The 17,175-nt window shown below is 65.3% G+C and carries 18 protein-coding genes; 8 read left to right on the forward strand and 10 right to left on the reverse strand.

What is annotated here, in order from left to right; all coding sequences use genetic code 11:
• Positions 1–57: 57 nt before the first annotated feature.
• On the forward strand, positions 58–1,116 hold the full coding sequence (locus tag A9975_RS23435) for a porin (RefSeq protein ID WP_183034902.1): 1,059 nt from the start codon (positions 58–60) through the stop codon (positions 1,114–1,116).
• An 82-nt stretch (positions 1,117–1,198) separates the two neighbouring features.
• On the opposite strand, the gene A9975_RS23440 is transcribed toward A9975_RS23435, so the two are convergent.
• The 4 genes from A9975_RS23440 to A9975_RS23455 all read right to left on the reverse strand — a co-directional run bounded on the left by A9975_RS23440 (position 1,199) and on the right by A9975_RS23455 (position 5,583).
• Positions 1,199–2,374 (reverse strand): L-rhamnonate dehydratase, encoded by a 1,176-nt coding sequence (locus tag A9975_RS23440; RefSeq protein WP_183034903.1) that lies wholly within the window; start codon positions 2,372–2,374, stop codon positions 1,199–1,201.
• A gap of 64 nt (positions 2,375–2,438) precedes the next feature.
• Positions 2,439–3,470, reverse strand: coding sequence for a 4-hydroxythreonine-4-phosphate dehydrogenase PdxA (locus A9975_RS23445; protein ID WP_183034904.1), 1,032 nt, complete (start codon positions 3,468–3,470; stop codon positions 2,439–2,441).
• A 31-nt stretch (positions 3,471–3,501) separates the two neighbouring features.
• Positions 3,502–4,467, reverse strand: a complete 966-nt coding sequence (locus A9975_RS23450; protein WP_183034905.1) for a tripartite tricarboxylate transporter substrate binding protein — start codon at positions 4,465–4,467, stop codon at positions 3,502–3,504.
• A 180-nt stretch (positions 4,468–4,647) separates the two neighbouring features.
• Positions 4,648–5,583 carry a LysR family transcriptional regulator gene (locus tag A9975_RS23455; RefSeq protein ID WP_183034906.1) on the reverse strand — a complete coding sequence of 312 codons (936 nt, stop codon included), beginning with the start codon at positions 5,581–5,583 and terminating at the stop codon, positions 4,648–4,650.
• A gap of 147 nt (positions 5,584–5,730) precedes the next feature.
• On the opposite strand from A9975_RS23455, the gene A9975_RS23460 reads away from it, so the two are divergent.
• Positions 5,731–6,657 carry a dihydrodipicolinate synthase family protein gene (locus tag A9975_RS23460; RefSeq protein ID WP_183034907.1) on the forward strand — a complete coding sequence of 309 codons (927 nt, stop codon included), beginning with the start codon at positions 5,731–5,733 and terminating at the stop codon, positions 6,655–6,657.
• Positions 6,658–6,781: 124 nt separating this feature from the next.
• Complete coding sequence (locus tag A9975_RS23465) at positions 6,782–8,362, forward strand: aldehyde dehydrogenase (NADP(+)) (protein ID WP_183034908.1); 1,581 nt, start codon at positions 6,782–6,784, stop codon at positions 8,360–8,362.
• A gap of 111 nt (positions 8,363–8,473) precedes the next feature.
• Here the strand turns inward: A9975_RS23465 and A9975_RS23470 are convergent, their stop codons facing one another.
• Positions 8,474–8,932, reverse strand: a complete 459-nt coding sequence (locus A9975_RS23470) for a hypothetical protein (protein WP_183034909.1) — start codon at positions 8,930–8,932, stop codon at positions 8,474–8,476.
• Positions 8,933–9,292: 360 nt separating this feature from the next.
• On the opposite strand from A9975_RS23470, the gene A9975_RS23475 reads away from it, so the two are divergent.
• Together A9975_RS23475 and A9975_RS23480 are read left to right on the forward strand one after the other, a co-directional pair.
• A complete protein-coding gene (locus A9975_RS23475; protein WP_183034910.1) occupies positions 9,293–9,544 on the forward strand; it encodes an AbrB/MazE/SpoVT family DNA-binding domain-containing protein in 252 nt (83 codons plus the stop codon).
• Complete coding sequence (locus A9975_RS23480; RefSeq protein WP_183034911.1) at positions 9,538–9,888, forward strand: type II toxin-antitoxin system ChpB family toxin; 351 nt, start codon at positions 9,538–9,540, stop codon at positions 9,886–9,888. Before A9975_RS23475 ends, A9975_RS23480 begins: the two co-directional genes overlap by 7 nt.
• Positions 9,889–10,174: 286 nt before the next feature.
• On the opposite strand, the gene A9975_RS23485 is transcribed toward A9975_RS23480, so the two are convergent.
• Together A9975_RS23485 and A9975_RS23490 are read right to left on the reverse strand one after the other, a co-directional pair.
• Complete coding sequence (locus A9975_RS23485) at positions 10,175–10,498, reverse strand: ferredoxin family protein (protein ID WP_183034912.1); 324 nt, start codon at positions 10,496–10,498, stop codon at positions 10,175–10,177.
• Positions 10,499–10,812: 314 nt separating this feature from the next.
• Positions 10,813–12,522 carry a serine hydrolase gene (locus A9975_RS23490; protein WP_183034913.1) on the reverse strand — a complete coding sequence of 570 codons (1,710 nt, stop codon included), beginning with the start codon at positions 12,520–12,522 and terminating at the stop codon, positions 10,813–10,815.
• 287 nt (positions 12,523–12,809) lie between these two features.
• Between A9975_RS23490 and A9975_RS23495 the strand changes: the two genes are divergently transcribed.
• The 3 genes from A9975_RS23495 to A9975_RS23505 all read left to right on the forward strand — a co-directional run bounded on the left by A9975_RS23495 (position 12,810) and on the right by A9975_RS23505 (position 15,213).
• A complete protein-coding gene (locus tag A9975_RS23495) occupies positions 12,810–13,457 on the forward strand; it encodes a TetR/AcrR family transcriptional regulator (protein ID WP_183034914.1) in 648 nt (215 codons plus the stop codon).
• Entirely contained in the window at positions 13,454–14,695 is a 1,242-nt protein-coding gene (locus A9975_RS23500) for a glycosyltransferase (protein ID WP_183034915.1), read from the forward strand. Before A9975_RS23495 ends, A9975_RS23500 begins: the two co-directional genes overlap by 4 nt.
• A 191-nt stretch (positions 14,696–14,886) precedes the next feature.
• Positions 14,887–15,213 (forward strand): cupin domain-containing protein, encoded by a 327-nt coding sequence (locus A9975_RS23505; protein WP_174424843.1) that lies wholly within the window; start codon positions 14,887–14,889, stop codon positions 15,211–15,213.
• 20 nt (positions 15,214–15,233) lie between these two features.
• On the opposite strand, the gene A9975_RS23510 is transcribed toward A9975_RS23505, so the two are convergent.
• The 3 genes from A9975_RS23510 to fabV are packed head-to-tail and all read right to left on the reverse strand — an operon-like array spanning position 15,234 to position 17,140.
• Positions 15,234–15,521: a hypothetical protein gene (locus A9975_RS23510; protein WP_150984935.1), complete on the reverse strand. Its 288-nt coding sequence runs from the start codon at positions 15,519–15,521 to the stop codon at positions 15,234–15,236.
• A gap of 39 nt (positions 15,522–15,560) precedes the next feature.
• The gene (locus tag A9975_RS23515; protein ID WP_043353348.1) at positions 15,561–15,926 is read right to left on the reverse strand and encodes a glyoxalase superfamily protein; all 366 of its coding nucleotides are present in this window, start codon (positions 15,924–15,926) and stop codon (positions 15,561–15,563) included.
• A gap of 17 nt (positions 15,927–15,943) precedes the next feature.
• Positions 15,944–17,140: an enoyl-ACP reductase FabV gene (gene fabV / locus A9975_RS23520; RefSeq protein ID WP_183034916.1), complete on the reverse strand. Its 1,197-nt coding sequence runs from the start codon at positions 17,138–17,140 to the stop codon at positions 15,944–15,946.
• Between the last annotated feature and the right edge of the window lie 35 nt (positions 17,141–17,175).

Here is a 17,175-nt window from a genome sequence, read left to right on the forward strand (position 1 = left end):
TTGCCTCACAGCATGGCCTTGCAACATGGCCTTACAAAACCTGACCACGGGGGACAAATGAACCAATACCGGCTCGCCATGCGCGTCGCAAGACACACGTCGCTCGGTGCGATCTCGACACTGATGGCGTGCGCCGCGCATGCCCAATCCAGCGTGACGCTGTACGGCGTCGTCGACGCCGGCATCCGGTACGCGACCAACGCCAATACGGCCAGGGACGGCAAGCTCGAACTATCGGAGGGCGCGCTGAACGGGTCGCGATTCGGACTGCGGGGCGCAGAGGATCTCGGCGGAGGGACTGCAGTGGTCTACGTGCTGGAAGGGGGCTTTGACCTCGGCACGGGAACTGCCCTGCAGTCATCCGTCGCGGGCTATGGTCAAGCGTCATCTGGTGGCACGGGCCGCTTGTTCGGCCGGCAGGCGTTTGTCGGCATGCAAAGCCGTTACGGCGCGATCACCCTGGGCCGTCAGTATGGCGTGGCCTATCAGGCGATGGCAGGCGCGCAGATCTTCGGCAACCCGAACCTGGACACGCTGGCGATTGCTCGCGTCTATACCGGTAGCCGGCAAGACAATGCGCTCAAATACGAAGGAAAGGCCGGCAGCTGGAAGCTGGCCGCGCACCACGCCTTTGGTGAAATGCCCGGCAACACGCGCGCCAACGCCAGCACCGGGATCAGCCTTGGCTACGATGACAAGAAATTCCAGGCGAGTGCGTTTTACCAGCAGGCCCGAAGTGCCAATGGCGTGCAGGCAAGAAAGACCGTGGGCGCTACGGCCGGATACGCGAGCGGCCGCCTGAAAGCGACTGCCGGATACCTCTCCAACCGCTACAGCGCCACTGGCACGCGAAACGAAGTCATCATCGGGGGCGTCAGCTATCAGTTGTCACCCGCCTGGCTAGTCGGCCTGGGCGCATTCCATGATGAGCAGAAGGATCCGGGCGGCCGGCGCTCGGCCGTCTATCTTTTCGCCGGCTACCGCTTCTCCAAGCGCACGGATGTCTATCTCGAAGCCGACTACAACCGCATGACGCTCGGATACCCGCTGATCAAGTCGCAAGGAAGAGCGGGTGGCAAGGTGGGCGCGATGGTCGGGCTTCGGCATGTCTTCTGACGCATCGTTCGCAACAGCGGCTTGCCGGAGCGCGCAAGCCGTTTGTCCGATGCGATCGGGCGCCGCTCAGACGGCTTCGTCCTCACTCAATAATCTCGAACTCCCCGAAATACTCCTCGTTCAACGTCAGCCCCAACCCCGGCAAGTTATCGTCCAGTTGCAGATACCCCCTGTCCGGCGCCGGCTCGCCCTTGAAGATGTAGTAGAACAGCTCATTGCCCACTTCCACGTCGTGCACCGGGAAGAACTCGGACATCGGCGAAGCGGTCGAGGCCATGGTGAGGTGGTAGTTGTGCATCTGGCCCGCGTGCGGGATGACCGGCACGGACCAGGCCTCGGCCATGGCGTTGATCTTCTGCGCGGCGGTGATGCCGCCAACCCGGTTGGTGTCGTACTGGATCACGTCCACCGCGCGGCGCTCCAGCAGGTCCTTGAAGCCGTAGGAGGTGAACTCGTGCTCGCCGCCGGAGATGGGGAAGGGGCTCATCTTCTTGAGTTCGGCGTAGCCTTCGATGTCGTCGGCAATCACCGGTTCTTCCAGCCAGCGCGGGTTGAATTCGGCCAGGCGCGGAATCATGCGGCGGGCGTACTCCAGCGTCCAGCCCATATAGCACTCCAGCATGATGTCAACGCTGTCGCCCACCAGCTCGCGCAGCAGGCGCACTTGCTCGATGTTCTTCTGCATGCCGGCGGGGCCATCCTTCGGGCCGTAGCCGAAGCGCATCTTCATCGCCGTGAAGCCCTGGTCGAGATAGCTCTGCGCCTCGGCCAGGAAGGCGTCGCGGTCATCGTTGTTGTAGAGCTTGGAGGCGTAGCACCAGATCTTTTCCTTGGTGCGCCCGCCCAGCAGCTTGAACACCGGCTTGCCCACGGCCTTGCCCATCAGGTCCCACAGCGCGATGTCCACTGCCGAGATCGCTGCCATGCCGATGCCCTTGCGGCCCCAGGCGTGGGTGCGGCGATACATCTTCTGCCACAGGTATTCATTGTCAAAGGGGTCCTGGCCGAGCACGATCGGGGCCAGGTACTGGTCGATGATTTCCTTGGCCACGCGCGGCGCCAGCGCGCAGTTGCCGATGCCGACGTGGCCCGTGTCGGTCTCGACCTCCACCACCAGCCAGCCGTGGAAGCGGAAGGAGCCCATGGCGTCGCCGCGCTCGAACAGGATGTCGGTGGCGTTGGTGCAGAAGTGGGCCTGCGGGGGCACGGTCTTGCCCTTCCATTCAAAGACGCGGGCGCGGATGTTGGTGATTTTCAAGAGAGTCTCCGTGGGTTTGGTTGCCAGTGGCGAATGGGCGGCGGACTTAGTGGGCTTGGTGGGCTTAGTCGGCTCTGCGGGCCGCGCGGCTGCTGCCCATCTGGCAGGCGATGCGGAAAGCCTGCAGCGTGGCGCCGAGGTCGGCGCGGCCCTGCTGCGTGATATCGAAGGCGGTGCCGTGGGCCGGCGTCGTGATCGGCACCGGCAGGCCGCCCTGCACGGTGACCCCGCGCGAGAAACCCATCAGCTTGATGCCGATCTGGCCCTGGTCGTGATACATCGTGACGATGGCGTCGAACTGCCGCTGCGCCGGGCCGCCCTGCACCTTGAGGAAGATGGTGTCGGCGGGGAACGGGCCATCGGCCGCCACGCCGCGCGCCTGTGCGTCGGCCACGGCCGGCGCGATGATGTCGATCTCCTCGCGTCCGAAGGCGCCGTTGTCGCCGTTGTGCGGGTTCAGGCCACACACGGCAATGCGCGGGCGGGCCATGCCGGCGCCGCGCAGGGCCTGGTCGATCAGGTCGATGGCGTCGCCCACGCTGGCTCGGTTGATCATGGCGGGCACGTCCTTGAGCGCCACGTGCGACGTCACGCGGGAGGTCCACAGGCCATCGAGCACATTGAACTCGCAGAATGCGCCCTGGTAGCCGAGCTTCTCGGCGAACCAGTGCAGTTCGTCGTTATGCCCCATGCCGGCGGCGTGCAGCGCGCTCTTGTTGAGCGGGCCGAACAGGATGGCATCGGCCTTGCCGGCGTCGGCCAGTTCCAGCGCCAGTGCCAGCGTGCCGAGGCTGTAGCGCCCGCCTTCGGCGCTGGCCATGCCGCGCTGGTAGGCGGGCTTGCCGTCGAGTTGCCAGTGGAACAGGCGCGCCGCGTTGTTGCTGTCATTGCCGGCGAACACCAGCGAATCGGTTTCGCGCAGTGCGATGTCAACACCGGCCACCTGCATGCCGTGACGCCATTCGTCGCGATCGGCAATCAGCAGGATATCGGCGCGTGCCGCGGTATCGGGGTCCGCGAGCAGCTTGGCGATCAGTTCGGGGCCGATGCCGGCGGGGTCGCCGAGCACCATGGCGATTCTAGGTCGTTGGGTCATGGGGTTCTCAGAGTGATCGGGAGATGTTGGTTCAGTCCAGCTTGACGCCGAGCTCGGCGATCATCTTGCCGTAGCGCGCATATTCGGCGCGCGAGAAGGCATCGAACTGGGCAGCATTGAGCGTGCCCGGCAGCGCGCCTACGTCGTTGAGGCGGCGCACGGTGTCGGGATCCTTGAGTACGGTGGCCAGCGCGGCGCCCAGCTTTTGCAGCGTGGCGGGCGGCGTGCCGGCGGGGGCGTAGACGCCGTACCAGGCATTGGTCTGGATGCCCGGCACGCCGGCTTCGGCCAGCGTGGGCACGTTGGGCAACAGCGCCGAGCGCTGCTCCGCGGTGACCGCCAGCGCGCGCAGCTTGCCGGCCTTGATGTGGTTGATGACGGACGGCATGGTCTCGAAGCTCATGTCGACCTGCCCGCCCATCAGGTCCACCAGCGCGCTGCTGCTGCTCTTGTAGGGCACGTGCAGCAACTTGCCATGGATCTGGTGCGCGAACGCCGCGCCGGCCAGGTGCTGGGTGCTGCCGACGCCGGAGGAGCTATAACGGAATTTGTCGGGATTGGCCTGGATCTGCGCCACCAGCGACTTGACGTCGCGCGCCGTCACCTGGTTGTTGACCACCAGCACATTGGGCACCGACGACACCAGCGCCACCGGCACCAGGTCCTTGAGCGGATTGAATTGCAGCTTGAGCAGGTGCGGCGCGATGGCTTGCGAGGTGACCACACCCATCAGCAGCGTGTTGCCATCGGGCGCGGACTTGGCGGTCATGTCGGCGGCAATGGTGTTGGAAGCGCCGGGCCGGTTGTCCACCACCACGGGTTGCTTGAGGATGGCGGCGAGCTTGTCGGAGACGATGCGGGCCATGACGTCGGTGCCGCCGCCGGGCGCGGCACCCACCATCAACCGTACCGGGCGGGTGTCTTGCGCGTAGGCGCCGGTCATGGCGGTGGCAATTCCCAGCAAGCCGGCGAGTGCGCCGGACATCCATCGTTTCATCGTTGTCTCCATCATTGTTATGGGCCTGCGCTGATGTGCTGATGCGCGGATAGCCAGACTATAAGGATGGGAGTGATATCTGACTAATGATGTTTATTGAATGGGTGATTACCTATGGGAATACATGGGGAAGTCCCCTGGTGTGTCTTGCACGCCCTGCGGCCGGCCTGGAACGCCCTTTCAGGCTGGCGAGCACCCGGCACGCAGCAGCTTGATCAGCTGGCCGGCCGCGGCGGACAGCGTGCCCCCGCGCCGGGTCACGATGCCGAAGGTCTGTTGCCGGGACTGCATCCGCACCGGCAGGATCCGCAGCAGCTTTTGCCGGGCAAACAGCTCCGCCACGTTGGTCGGCAGCAGCGATACCAGCCTGGCGCTGCGCTGCAGCATGGCCACCGTGACAAAGGTGGACGAGGTGGAGATCGCATTGGGCGGCATGCCCAGTCCCGCCATGTCCAGCTCCCGCTGCAGCAGGGCATGCATGGGCATCTGGCCGGGATAAACGATCCAGCGGTAGCCGGCAAGGTCGGCAAAGCCCAGCTCCCGGCCGCGCGGCGCCGCGTGGGCATAGCCAACCACCACGGAGATCGGCTCGTCGCCCAGTGGCTCGTAGTGATAACTGGCGGGCTGCTCGCTGACCAGCGCACGACCGATGACAAGGTCCAGCCGACCATCGTCGAGCAGCGTCAGCATGCGCAGGCTGGTGTCCTCGACGATCTCGATGGACAGGTTCGGCTGGTCGGCCTGCATGGCATCGAGCGCCGGTACCAGCACCTGCGGCACCGCGCCCATGATGGTGCCCACGGCCAGGTGCCCGCCACGGCCCGAGCGGATCTCGGCCATGTCCTGGCATAGCGACGTCAGGTCCGTTGCCAGCAGGCGGGCATAGCGGATCACGCAGTGGCCGAACTGGTTCGGCCGCATGCCGGTCCTGGAGCGCTCGAACAGCGGCGCATCGAGCATGCCTTCCAGTTCCTGCAAGGCCTTGCTGGCCGCGGACTGCGTCATGGCCATGGCCGACGCGGCCTGGTGCAGCGATTTGTGGTCGTCCAGCGCGATCAGCAATTGCAGCTGCTTCATGCGCAGGCGGGACATCAGCACGTCCAGCGTGGCTTTCATGTGCGTTCGGGTTCCGGAAGGATGATGGCCATGTGAGTCGTAAAAGCGATCACGAGATGGAAAGGTTTCAATATACAGCGCGGCATGGCGCGCCGTATATTCATTCCCTGCCGCAAGTTGCCGAGCCATAACAAGGAGAGAGACACCATGCCCGATACCCATCCCGCCTACCGTGGCGTATTCCCGGTGGCCCCCACCATCTTCGACGAGCAGGGTGGCCTCGACCTCGACGGCCAGCGCCGCTGCATCGATTTCATGATCGATGCCGGCTCCAACGGCATCTGCATCCTGGCGAACTTCTCCGAGCAGTTCGTCCTCACCGACGATGAGCGCAGCCTGCTGATGACCACGGTGCTTGAGCACGTGGCCGGCCGCGTTCCGGTGATCGTCACCACCACGCATTTCAGCTCGCGCATCTGCGCCGAGCGCAGCCGTGCCGCGCAGGATGCCGGTGCCGCCATGGTGATGGTGATGCCGCCGTACCACGGCGCCACCATCCGCGTGCCCGAGCGCGCCATCTACGACTTCTTCGCGACCGTCTCGGCGGCGATCGATATCCCCATCATGATCCAGGACGCGCCTGTCAGCGGCACCACGCTGTCGGCCCCGTTCCTGGCGCGCATGGCCAAGGAGGTTGCCAACGTCTCGTACTTCAAGATCGAGGTGCCGCAAGCCGCGGTAAAGCTGCGCGAGCTGATCGCGCTTGGCGGCGACGCCATCGTCGGCCCGTGGGATGGCGAGGAAGCCATCACGCTGATGGCCGACCTCGATGCCGGCGCCACCGGCGCGATGACCGGCGCGGGCTTCCCCGATGGCATCCGCAAGATCGTGGATGCCTACCAGGCCGGCGACACGGAGCTGGCCGCGCAGCATTACCAGCAATGGCTGCCGCTGATCAACTATGAGAACCGGCAAGGCTGGCTGGCAACCGCAAAGGCGCTGATGAAGGAGGGCGGCGTGATTGCCTCCGACGCGCTGCGCCATCCCTTGCAGCCCATGCACCCGGCCACGCGTGCCGGCTTGCTGCAGATCGCGCGCCGGCTGGATCCGATGGTGCTGCGCTGGGGCAAGTGAGGCAAGCCGTGGCTGACGCGAGCGGCTAACCCCTAGCCCCTAGCCCCTATCTCCTATCTCCTAACCCATATCGAACGACTGGCGGCGCCGCTGACGCGCCGCTTTTTCATTTCAAGGACCCAAGATGAACCTCACAGGCGAACTGCTCATTGGCCGCCAGTCCGTGCGTGGCACCCATGGCGAGATCCGGGCCGTCGATCCCGCATCCGGCGAGACCCTGGCGCCGGCTTTTGGCGGCGCCACGCGCTCGCAGCTGGACCAGGCTTGCGCGCTGGCCGCGCAGGCGTTCGATGTGTATCGCGAAACGCCGCTCGAGCAACGCGCCGCGTTCCTCGAGAAGATCGCCGCCAATATCCTGGAGCTCGGCGACGCACTGATCGCGCGCTGCGTCAGCGAGAGCGGCCTGCCGCGCGCCCGCATCGAAGGCGAGCGGGGGCGCACCGTGGGCCAGTTGCGGCTGTTTGCCGGCGTGGTGCGGCAGGGCGACTTCCTCGGCCTGCGCATCGATCCCGCGCAGCCGGAGCGCAAGCCGCTGCCGCGCGTGGACCTGCGCCTGCACCACATCGCGCTGGGCCCGGTGGCCGTGTTCGGCGCCAGCAATTTCCCGCTGGCGTTCTCGGTGGCGGGTGGCGACACGGCGTCGGCGCTTGCCGCCGGCTGCCCGGTCGTGGTCAAGGCGCACCCGGCGCATCCCGGTACCTCGGAGCTGGTCGGCCGTGCGATCCAGAAGGCGGTGGAAGAACTTGGCTTGCCCGAGGGCACGTTCTCGCTGCTGTTCGACTCCGGGCTGGAGATCGCGCAGGGGCTGGTCAGCGATCATCGCATCAAGGCGGTCGGCTTCACCGGCTCGCGCGCCGGCGGCACCGCGCTGATGCAGCTCGCCGCGGCCCGCAGCGAGCCGATTCCCGTCTACGCGGAAATGAGCAGCATCAACCCGGTCCTGCTGTTCCCGCACGCGCTGGGCAACCGCGCTGATGCCATCGGCAAGGCATTCGCTGCCTCGCTGACGCTGGGCGCCGGCCAGTTCTGCACCAATCCCGGCTTGATCCTTGCCGTGGACGGCCCGGATCTGGAGCGCTTCCTCGCAGCCGCCGAAGCGGCGATCGCGCAGATCCCGGCTTCAACCATGCTCACGCCCGGCATTCACCGCGCTTACGGCGCGGGGGTGGAAACCATTGGCCGCCATCCGCAGGTGAGCACGGTGGCGCGTGGCCAGGCGGGTGTGCAATACCAGGGGCAGGCCGCATTGTTCTCCACGACCGCGCAAGCGTTCCTTGAACACGAGGCCCTGCGCGCGGAAATCTTCGGCGCGGCGTCGCTGGTGGTGCGTTGCCCGGACCTGGCCAGCATGCAGCGCGTGGTGGAATCCCTCGAAGGGCAATTGACCGCCGCCATCCACATCGATGAAGCCGACTACGATACTGCGCGCAGCTTCCTGCCAGCCTTGGAGCGGCGCGTGGGCCGGATCTTGGTGAACGGTTTCGCCACGGGTGTGGAAGTCAGCCACGCCATGGTGCACGGCGGCCCATATCCGTCCACGTCGGACGGGCGTTCCACCTCCGTTGGCTCGCTGGCAATCGCGCGCTTCCTGCGTCCGGTCTGCTACCAGGACATGCCTGCGGCTTTGCTGCCGCAAGCGCTGGGCGCAGGCAATCCGCTGGGCCTCGCGGTGCGGGTGGACGGCGAAATGCAATCCAGCCGTTAGCCGCTATCCACTAGCCCTTAGCTCACCTGTTCCATCTTGCTTCAAGGCAAAGCGCGCGGCGCGGCTGTCAGCCGGCACCGCGCGCGGTGAAACCTCTTGCTAACGGATGCATCAGGCGTTGGCGCCTTCGGTGAAGACATCGACCTTACCGCTGCGGGCGCCGTCAGTGTAGGCATCGACGCTGCGGGCCGGCGTAGCCGATACGCCGGTGCGATCCAGGCCGGCAACCAGCGCGCCATCGGTGTACGGGTCAAACTTGCCGGCACGTGCACCGTCGGTGTAGGCATCGAAGCTGCGAGCCGGCGAAGCCGAAACCCCCGAGCGATCCAGGCCAGCGATGCGGGCGCCTTCGGTGAAGGTATCCAGCTTGCCGCTGCGTGCGCCGTCGGTGAAGGTGTCGGTTGCGCGGAAGTCGTAGCCGTACTTGTCGGCGGGGACCGAGGTGCGGAACTCATAGCCGTACTTGTCGCCGGCGAGAGTGTCCCTGGCGGAAGCGGCCTGGGCGGCGCCGATGGCGGCGAGTGAGAGCACGAGGGTGGAAGCGAGCTTGAGGGCGAAGGTCTTGGTCATGATGTTCTCCAGTATCTTAAAATTCGTTGAATTTCGTTGATTGTTCGCTGCGACTGCCAGAACGTTGCTTTGTTTGTGCGCGCTGTCCATGTAACGAACTATAGGAGAGTCATCGGTGCGTTAGACCCGTCTTATCCGGATATATTGTTCAGAATTTTTGAATATGCGGGCAGGCGGCACGGCGCGGTGCTGACACCGCTTCGGCGGTGGGGAGCGATTAGGGCGCGGCCATGGACAGCCGCATGTGGCGCGGTCCGATGCTTCAAACAACCCAAAACATGCCGTATCTACGATGTAGATACAGAATTTGACGTCAGAGGCTGGTGTATCTACAATGGATATACGCTAACGGAGCCTGTTATGGAACTGTCGATTCAGAAGTGGGGCAACAGTGCGGCTGTACGTTTGCCCGCTACGTTGCTTGAGCAACTCAAGGTTGCTCTGGGCGACAAGCTCGCCGTCGACGTGCGCCCGGAGGGGATCATGCTCAAGCCGGCGCGGCACAAGTATGCGCTTGATGAGCTGGTCGCGCAGTGCGATGCCAATGCGCCGATGCCCGCAGATCTGACCTCGTGGAACAACCTCGAGCCGGTCGGACGTGAAGCATGGTGAGGCGCGTCAAGTTTGATCGGGGTGACATCGTGCGGGTGAACCTGAACCCGACTGCGGGCCGCGAACAGCAGGGCGATTTCCGCCCTGCGCTTGTGCTGTCACCCGCAGCGTTCAACGCGCTCGGCGTCGCGCTGGTTGCACCGATCACGCAGGGTGGTGACTTCGCCCGTTTCGCCGGCTTCGCCGTGCCGCTGTCCGGTTCCGGTACCGAGACCCAGGGGGCCGCACTGGTGAACATGGTTCGCACGCTGGATCTTGAAGCGCGTGGCGCAAGGAAGGTCGAGCGGGCGCCGGCCGAAGTGGTAGACGACGCGCTGGCCCGTTTGCAAACGATCTTGGACTGATTGGGAGAGGACAGGGAGAGGACAGGGAGAGGACATCGGGGCGAGCGCCAACTTGGTATCAACTTCCCCAAACAAGGACGCATTGAATCCATGAGCTTGCAATCCGTAATGGCCTTCCTGACGCAACTCGCGCCCGAGTGCTAAAGGTCTTTGTCCTCATCCGTGGCGCCAAAGCGTGGCGGATAGAGCGGATAGCGCAGCGCCGCGTACACCAGCGCGACGGTGGCGATGGCGGTGATCCAGTCGATCAGGTCTTTCATGGATTCCCTGTTTCATCCCTGGTTTGCTAGCGCCGGACCAGTCCAAGCAGCGCGTGGCTGCCGTCCTGCGCGGCGGTGGATGTGCGGCCGCTGCCCCAGCCTATTGCCGCGCGGTAGCTGCCGGCGTGGCGGGGCTGCGTGGAGGCTGCGCCGTCCGCCGGCTGGCAGGCGTCGGCCAGCGGCGCCACGAAGAGCGCGTCTTCGGGGCAGTACAGCTCGCACATGAAGCAGGTCTGGCAGTCATGCTGGCGCGCGATCGCCGGCGGCTGGCCGGGCACGATGGCGAAGACATTGGTGGGGCATACGCGCACGCAAATATTGCAGCCGGTGCCGGTCCCGATGGATGTCATTCGGCGATTCCTCCCGGCAGTGGCGATTGGCATATCGAATGATCGAATGACAGTAGCCAACTGGCGCGGGCCGCGCAACGAAGCTTTGGTGCAATCCATATACGCTCGCCGCAGCGGGCCCCTGTCTTGCCGCTGCGTCTGCGCCAGGCTCGCGCTATCGCCTGGACTTATCGGAGCCGTGCCGCCCGTGAGGGAGTGTTTGAATGATCACAGCCTGCGCTTTACGCATCGGCACGAAACCCAGTCTGGTCCGGCATTGCCATGCGGTGCGGGCGGCAATGGACAAGGGCGCTGGCTTGCGGCCGTGATGAGATTTACGCGGACATAGCCTGCCGCAGTGCCAGGAAGGTGCCATCCGGCTGGTAGAAGATGACTGCGTCCGCGATGTCTGGCGAGGGACGGCGAAACGCGACCCGATACCCCTGGAGGCCTTCCAGGTCAAAGGTCCGCCCGTCAAATGGCCGCAGTGGCCAACTCTGCTGCCCGCTGATGCGCAGCGATAGCTGGCCTGCCGCGTCGAGCGTGACGCTGATCTCCTGCGCGCCGTGCAGGAAGCTGCCAGCGCAGAGTGCGCGGAACGCCGGGTCGAGCACGTCGCCGCCCGCCGCGCGGCGAAATACGATATCCGCCACCATCGGTTCCAAAGGCGTGCAGATCCGGTCGATGTTGCCTTCCCGGTCATAGCCGAAGCTCAGTGCAAGGTTATCGGGATGGATCTCAGCCGGCTTGTCGGGGGTAGTGAACACATCGTAGTGGCGGTGTTCGAGCTGGCCCGACATGCCGCGCCAGCGCCATGCCAGAGCGTTGTTTTCTTTGGTGATGCCGATCCGCCCGTAAGCCGGGTGTTCGTACTCGCCCGCATAGTCGTCGAGCGGATGGCTCGGCGTTGTGCCGGTCCGGCGCAATTCGCTGCGCGCCTGTTGGTCGACCTTCTGCTGAGCAAGCGCCTGGCGGCGCATGGTGAGGAACCGGTCGAACCAGTCGATCGGCTTGTGGCCGCAAAGCTGATCGAGCGCGGTGTAGGTCAGCAGTTCGGTGACGGCACTTGGGGCGCGATTGGTCAGCACCGCGACGCCGATCCGGCGTTCCGGCAGCATCGCCATTGAGTTGGCCCAGCCGACCCAGCTGCCGGTGTGGGAGATCTTCCGTTCGCCGCGATAGTGTTCCAGCGACAGGCCGAGCCCGTAGTGGAACTCACCCACCTCTTTGAACACGGAGCGGCCCACGTGCACGCGCGGAGTCATCATTTGCCGGACGATGGCTGCCGACAGCAGCGGCTTGCCGTCCACGGAGCCTTCATCGATTAGCAAGCGCATCCACTTCGCCAGGTCCGACACGCAGGCATTGAGCCCGCCGGCGGGCAGAGCACGGATAGGCGTCAGCATCGCACGCTGGCTTTCGTCGCCTTGCATGATGTGCGGATGCGCATGGTTCAGCGCGGCGGCGAGCGCTTCGATGGATAGCCCGAAGTGCGCGAAGCCCAGCGGACGGAGCAGGCGCTCGGTGGTGAAATCCTCCCAGCGCTGCCCGCTGATGCGCTCCGCGATATGCCCAGCCACGAGATACCCCAGGTTCTGGTACTGGTAGGCCTCGCGCACGTCCCGGCTCGGCTCCAGATGGCGCAAGGCCGCCAGGATCTGCGCCATGGACAGGTCGCCCGGCGAGTGGATCCAGTCGTGGCGCGGCACGCCGCTGTGATGGCAAAGCAAGTCCCGCACGGTCACGCGCTCGGTCGCAACTGCATCGTGCAGCCGAAACTCCGGTATGTAGTCGCGCACGGGCCGGGTCCAGTCGAGCTTGCGCTCGTCCACCAGCAGGCCAAGCCCGGCGGCGGTGAAAGACTTGGTGAGCGAGCACAGCAGGAACTGGGTGTCCGCCGTCACGGGCGCCGGCGCTTCGGTGTCGCGCACGCCATAGCCTTTTACCAGCACCGTTTCGCCATCCCGGATCACGGCGAGCGCAAGGCCCGGCACCTTCCATTCTTGCATCGACGCCTGAACGAGATCATCGAAATCACTAAGCATGGTGCGGGGTCCTTGTCTGTGCAACGGCATGGCTTATTGGAAGTCGGCGCGGTTTGCGTTGTGCGTTGCGCGCCGGATTGCCCGCGGGAATCGCAGCGTGCGCCAGACGTTAGCACCGCCCCGGCAATCTGCTATCGCCACCAAGGAGGGTGTGTTGTGGCGGCGCGACGGGCAGGAAGCGGCGCGATCCTGCGAGGCTCCCGGCCGGATTGATTTACCGACAGGATCGCGCTACGATATTATTGAACGTCGTTCAATAATATTCGTCGTTTACTTATATGGATAAGATGGTCGCCCCCGACATGCCGGGCCGCCGCGCCCGAAAGCGCGCGCAAACGCTGGATCTCCTTGCCCGGACCGCCATGGGCCTGTTCGAGGCGCAAGGGTATGACGCCGTGACGATGGAGCAGATCGCGGCCGGGGCCGACGTTGCCAAGGGAACGCTCTACAACCATTTTCCAACCAAGGAATCCGTGCTGGCGCACTGGGTCCACATGCAATTGGCCGCCGATCTGGCGCATCTGCAGCCCGAGGTCGAACAGCAGTCAAGCTTCCGGCCGGCGATCTCGCTGCTGCTCGATGCCTCGGCCGCCTGGTGCGAGGCGCATCGCGCCTACCTTTCGCCCTATCTTCGCTTTCGTTTCCTGAGCCTGGAAGCTGCGCCACCGCCGGAAGAGGCCGTGCAGGCCAGCGACATGACCGATGTGTTCGGGCTGCTGATCGCCCTGGGCCAGCGCTCGGGCGAACTGCGGGACGATCTCGACGCGGCGCATCTGGCGTCGCTCTTCCACCACCTTTATCTCGGCGCGCTGATGCGCTGGCTGACCTTGCCGGGGCGCACGCTGCGCGAGGAGTTCGGGGTGGTGGTGACACTGTTCGTGGAGGGAAGCGCCCGCCCGCTGGCGCCGCACGCAAGGAGCCGCAAGACGCCATGAAATTCATCGTCGCAACCTATGGCACGGAGGGAGACGCCCGCCCGTTGGCCGCACTGTGCCGCGCATTGATGGATGCCGGCCACCAGGCCCGGCTACTTGCCGATGGAGCAACGTTTGGCACGGCCAGAGCCCTTGGTGTTCCGACAACCGCGCTGGCGGGGGACATCAGGGGCGCGTTGCAGCCAGAGTTTGCGATCTCCGGCGTGGTGGCGCGCAATAGCGGCTTCACCAGCACGGCGAACGCGCTGGCGCGCATTGCCAATGCCAATGCCGAAGCATGGCTGAGGGAGATCGTGGCGGCGGCGGGCGAAGGCTGCGATGCCATCATCGTCTCCGGCCTGGCGGCCTTCGCCGGCCTGTCGGCTGCCGAGCATCTGGGCGTGAAGGCGATCGGCACCGGGCTGATCCCGATCACGCCGACGGCGGACTTTGCCTCGCCGTTCCTGGCGCAGGCGCGGCTGCCGGGCTGGCTGAATCGCACGAGCCACCACTTCGTCAACGGGATGCTGTGGCGGGCGTTTCGCAAGCAGACCAATGCCGCGCGCGCGGCCGTATGCGGGCTGCCGCCGCGGCGGCAGCTGTGGACCCGGCATCCGATGCTATACGGGGTTTCGCCCAGCCTGTTGCCGCGGCCGGCGGACTGGCCGGGCAATGCGCGTGTCTGCGGCCAATGGATCGCGCCGTCACCGGACTGGACCGCGCCGCAGCCGCTAGCGGATTTCCTCGACGCGGGGGAGCCGCCGATGTACTTCGGCTTCGGGAGCATGGCGGGGTTCGACCGGCAGAAGATGCTGGACGCGGTGATCACGGCGTGCGCAGGACGGCGGGCGCTGTTCTATCCCGGGTGGAGCGGGGTGGACACCGCCGGGCTGCCGGCGAATGTGCATGTGGTTGGCGACACGCCGCACGACTGGCTGTTTCCCCGGACATCGCTTGTTGTCCATCACGGCGGCTCCGGCACGACCCATTGCGCCGCGCGGGCGGGCGTGCCATCGGTGGTGGTGCCGTTCGCGGGTGACCAGTTCTTCTGGGCGGACCGGCTCAGGCAGGCCGGCGTGGCCGGCGCTGCCGTGAGCGGAAGGCACCCGCAAGCTTCGGCTCTAGCGCGTGCCATCGCGTTCGCCCAGGGCGCCGAGGCCCGTTCCCGGGCGCGCGCGCTCGGCGCCAGGATGGCGGGCGAAAACGGACTGGCCGATGCGGTATCGGCCATCGAGGCCATGATGCGGGATGGCACCTGATGTTACCGGGGGCCGCGGGCGGCCAGGTATCGGGGTTTTTCCGTGTCTGCCAATTTCCGGATCGCTGGCGGGCACGACTAGAATGGATTGTCCGGAGCGAGGCGCTTCGCACTGAAGTGCCCGCCACGTCCCACGTCCCAAGTCCCACGTCGCTCGCGTTGCTCACACCGTTCACACCAGAGGAGCCGCCCATGTCCCTGCCTCATCTAGCTTCCGGCCAGGTGGCCAGCGTGCTGCCGCTAGGCGAGCGTCTCACGAAGACACCCACTACCGCCTTCTTCAAGGAAAGCCGCCTGGAGGTCATGCGCCTGGTGCTGACCGCCGGCAAGCATATGCCGGCCCATGCGGTAGCCGGGCCAATCACGGTGCAGTGCCTGGAAGGGGAGGTCGATATCGGCGTGGAGGGCGCGCACCGGCTGTTGCGCCAGGGCGACCTGGTCTATCTGGAATCCAACGTGATGCATGATGTGACGGCGATCAGCAATGCATCGCTGCTGGTGACGCTGGTGCTGCTGTAGCCGGTGCTGCCAGCAAAGGCTCAATGCTTTGCCGGGCGCGCGTGCAATAGCCAGAGGACTTCAAATTCCTCCGGTGTCATCGCCGTGCCGTCGAACTCCGGATCCGCGTTGATCTCGGCAAGGCCGGGAACCGGCACCAGCCCGAGATTGGTGCTGCCCGTTGCCGCGCCGGTGCTTGCGAAGCCTACGGTTCCATCCCGGAAGAATTCCAGCTTCCTGGTCTCGAAGCGTGCGCCGTCAAGCTCCGACACGAGCCGAACCGGCTCCGAGGGAAGCTCGTGCCGCCAGATGACGTCGATGTATTCCATCGGGGTCTCCCTTCAAGCCGCGTGTCGCCAAACAAAAACCTAGTCCTTGGATAGCTCGCAGAACCGCAGGCGGTTGCCAAACGGATCCGCGACTTGCAACTGCCGTCCCCAGCCCACCACGTCGATGCCCGGTTTTGCATAGCGATACTGCCTGGCATCCAGTTCGCGATGCAGGGCATCGATATCCTCCACGGGGACGAACACCGTCGAACCCGGCGTGGCGTCGCCATGGTGCTCGCTCAGGTGCAGCGTCAGGCCGGATCGCCTTACCTGGGCGTAGAGCGGAAATTCCTCACCGAAACGATGCTCCCAATCGAGGGAAAAGCCAAGATAGTCCAGATAGAATTCCTTGGCCTTCTCGACCGAGAAGATCCGGAAGATGGGGATGGCGGGGGACAGGTTCATGGCGTTGTGCCTGCGGCTTACGCTTCGACCAGGTTGGGAATCTCCACGGCAGGATTGACGTCGGCCGCATAGTCCACGCCGTCGATGCCGAACCCGAACAGGCGCAGGAACTCCGCCTTGTAGCCCGCAAAATCGGTGAGCGCGTAGATATTGTCATCGGTGACCTGGTCCCACAACTGCGTCACGCGGGCCTGGACATCCGGGCTGAGTTCCTTGTCATCCGTGCGCAGGCGGCCTTCCGTATCCTGGCGTGGCGACTGGCTGTACAAGCAGTCCTGGTAGAGCGAGTAGACCTGCTCGATGCAGCCTTCGTGGGTGCCGGTTTCCTTCATGACCTTGAACAGCAGCGACAGGTACAGGGGCATCACAGGGATGGCGGAGCTGGCCTGGGTCACCACGGCCTTGAGCACCGCGACGCGGGCGTCGCCGCCGGTGGCGGCCAGCTTGGCGCGCAGGTCCAGCACCTTCTGGTCCAGGTCTTTCTTGGCGGCGCCGATGGAGCCGTTCCAGTAGATGTCGTGGGTGACCTTCTCGCCCAGGTAGGTGAACGCGGTGGTCTTTGCATTGTCGGCGAGCACGCCGGCGGCGAGCAGGGCGTCGATCCACATTTGCCAGTCTTCGCCGCCCATCACGGCGACCGTGTGATCGATCTCTTCCTGCGTTGCCGGTTGCAGGGCGATTTCCTTGATGACCTCTTTGTCGGTGTCCAGGCCGCGCTGCCGGATTTCCTTGCCAATGGGCTTGAGCGTGGAATTGAAGATCTCCCCCGTCTTCGGGTGCTTTCGCCGCGGCGCAGCAAGGCTGTAGACGACCAGGTCGACCTGGCCAAGATCGCGCTTGATGATGTCAATGGTCTGCTGCTTGATCTCGTCGGAGAAGCCGTCGCCATTGATGCTCATGGCATAGCGGCCCGCGGCCGTTGCCGCCTTGTGAAACGCCGCCGTGTTGTACCAGCCCGCGGTGCCAGGCTTGCTCTCGGTGCCGGCGCGCTCGAAGAACACGCCGAGCGTGTCGGCGCCGCAGCCGAACGTTGCCGTGATGCGAGCGGCAAGCCCATAGCCCGTGGAGGCGCCGATGACCAGGACCTTCTTGGGTCCGTTGGCGACCGGGCCGTGTGCCTTCACGTAGGCGATCTGCTGGTTGACGTTGGCTTCGCAGCCGGCGGGGTGGGCGGTGACACACATAAAGCCGCGCACGCGGGGTCCGATGATCATGGTGGTTCCTTGCAATTTTGGTGGATTGTAATGGA

Source organism: Cupriavidus sp. UME77 (assembly GCF_014170355.1).
GTDB classification, from domain to species: Bacteria; Pseudomonadota; Gammaproteobacteria; order Burkholderiales; family Burkholderiaceae; genus Cupriavidus; species Cupriavidus basilensis.

Bases quoted from the DNA above. Each gene is read 5' to 3' on its own strand.
- A9975_RS23435 (WP_183034902.1), top strand. From the start codon at position 58: ATGAACCAATACCGGCTCGCCATGCGCGTCGCAAGACACACGTCGCTC.
- A9975_RS23445 (WP_183034904.1), bottom strand. From the start codon at position 3,470: ATGACCCAACGACCTAGAATCGCCATGGTGCTCGGCGACCCCGCCGGC.
- A9975_RS23450 (WP_183034905.1), bottom strand. From the start codon at position 4,467: ATGAAACGATGGATGTCCGGCGCACTCGCCGGCTTGCTGGGAATTGCC.
- A9975_RS23455 (WP_183034906.1), bottom strand. From the start codon at position 5,583: ATGAAAGCCACGCTGGACGTGCTGATGTCCCGCCTGCGCATGAAGCAG.
- A9975_RS23460 (WP_183034907.1), top strand. From the start codon at position 5,731: ATGCCCGATACCCATCCCGCCTACCGTGGCGTATTCCCGGTGGCCCCC.
- A9975_RS23465 (WP_183034908.1), top strand. From the start codon at position 6,782: ATGAACCTCACAGGCGAACTGCTCATTGGCCGCCAGTCCGTGCGTGGC.
- A9975_RS23470 (WP_183034909.1), bottom strand. From the start codon at position 8,932: ATGACCAAGACCTTCGCCCTCAAGCTCGCTTCCACCCTCGTGCTCTCA.
- A9975_RS23475 (WP_183034910.1), top strand. From the start codon at position 9,293: ATGGAACTGTCGATTCAGAAGTGGGGCAACAGTGCGGCTGTACGTTTG.
- A9975_RS23480 (WP_183034911.1), top strand. From the start codon at position 9,538: ATGGTGAGGCGCGTCAAGTTTGATCGGGGTGACATCGTGCGGGTGAAC.
- A9975_RS23485 (WP_183034912.1), bottom strand. From the start codon at position 10,498: ATGACATCCATCGGGACCGGCACCGGCTGCAATATTTGCGTGCGCGTA.
- A9975_RS23490 (WP_183034913.1), bottom strand. From the start codon at position 12,522: ATGCTTAGTGATTTCGATGATCTCGTTCAGGCGTCGATGCAAGAATGG.
- A9975_RS23495 (WP_183034914.1), top strand. From the start codon at position 12,810: ATGGTCGCCCCCGACATGCCGGGCCGCCGCGCCCGAAAGCGCGCGCAA.
- A9975_RS23500 (WP_183034915.1), top strand. From the start codon at position 13,454: ATGAAATTCATCGTCGCAACCTATGGCACGGAGGGAGACGCCCGCCCG.
- A9975_RS23505 (WP_174424843.1), top strand. From the start codon at position 14,887: ATGTCCCTGCCTCATCTAGCTTCCGGCCAGGTGGCCAGCGTGCTGCCG.
- A9975_RS23510 (WP_150984935.1), bottom strand. From the start codon at position 15,521: ATGGAATACATCGACGTCATCTGGCGGCACGAGCTTCCCTCGGAGCCG.
- A9975_RS23515 (WP_043353348.1), bottom strand. From the start codon at position 15,926: ATGAACCTGTCCCCCGCCATCCCCATCTTCCGGATCTTCTCGGTCGAG.
- fabV (WP_183034916.1), bottom strand. From the start codon at position 17,140: ATGATCATCGGACCCCGCGTGCGCGGCTTTATGTGTGTCACCGCCCAC.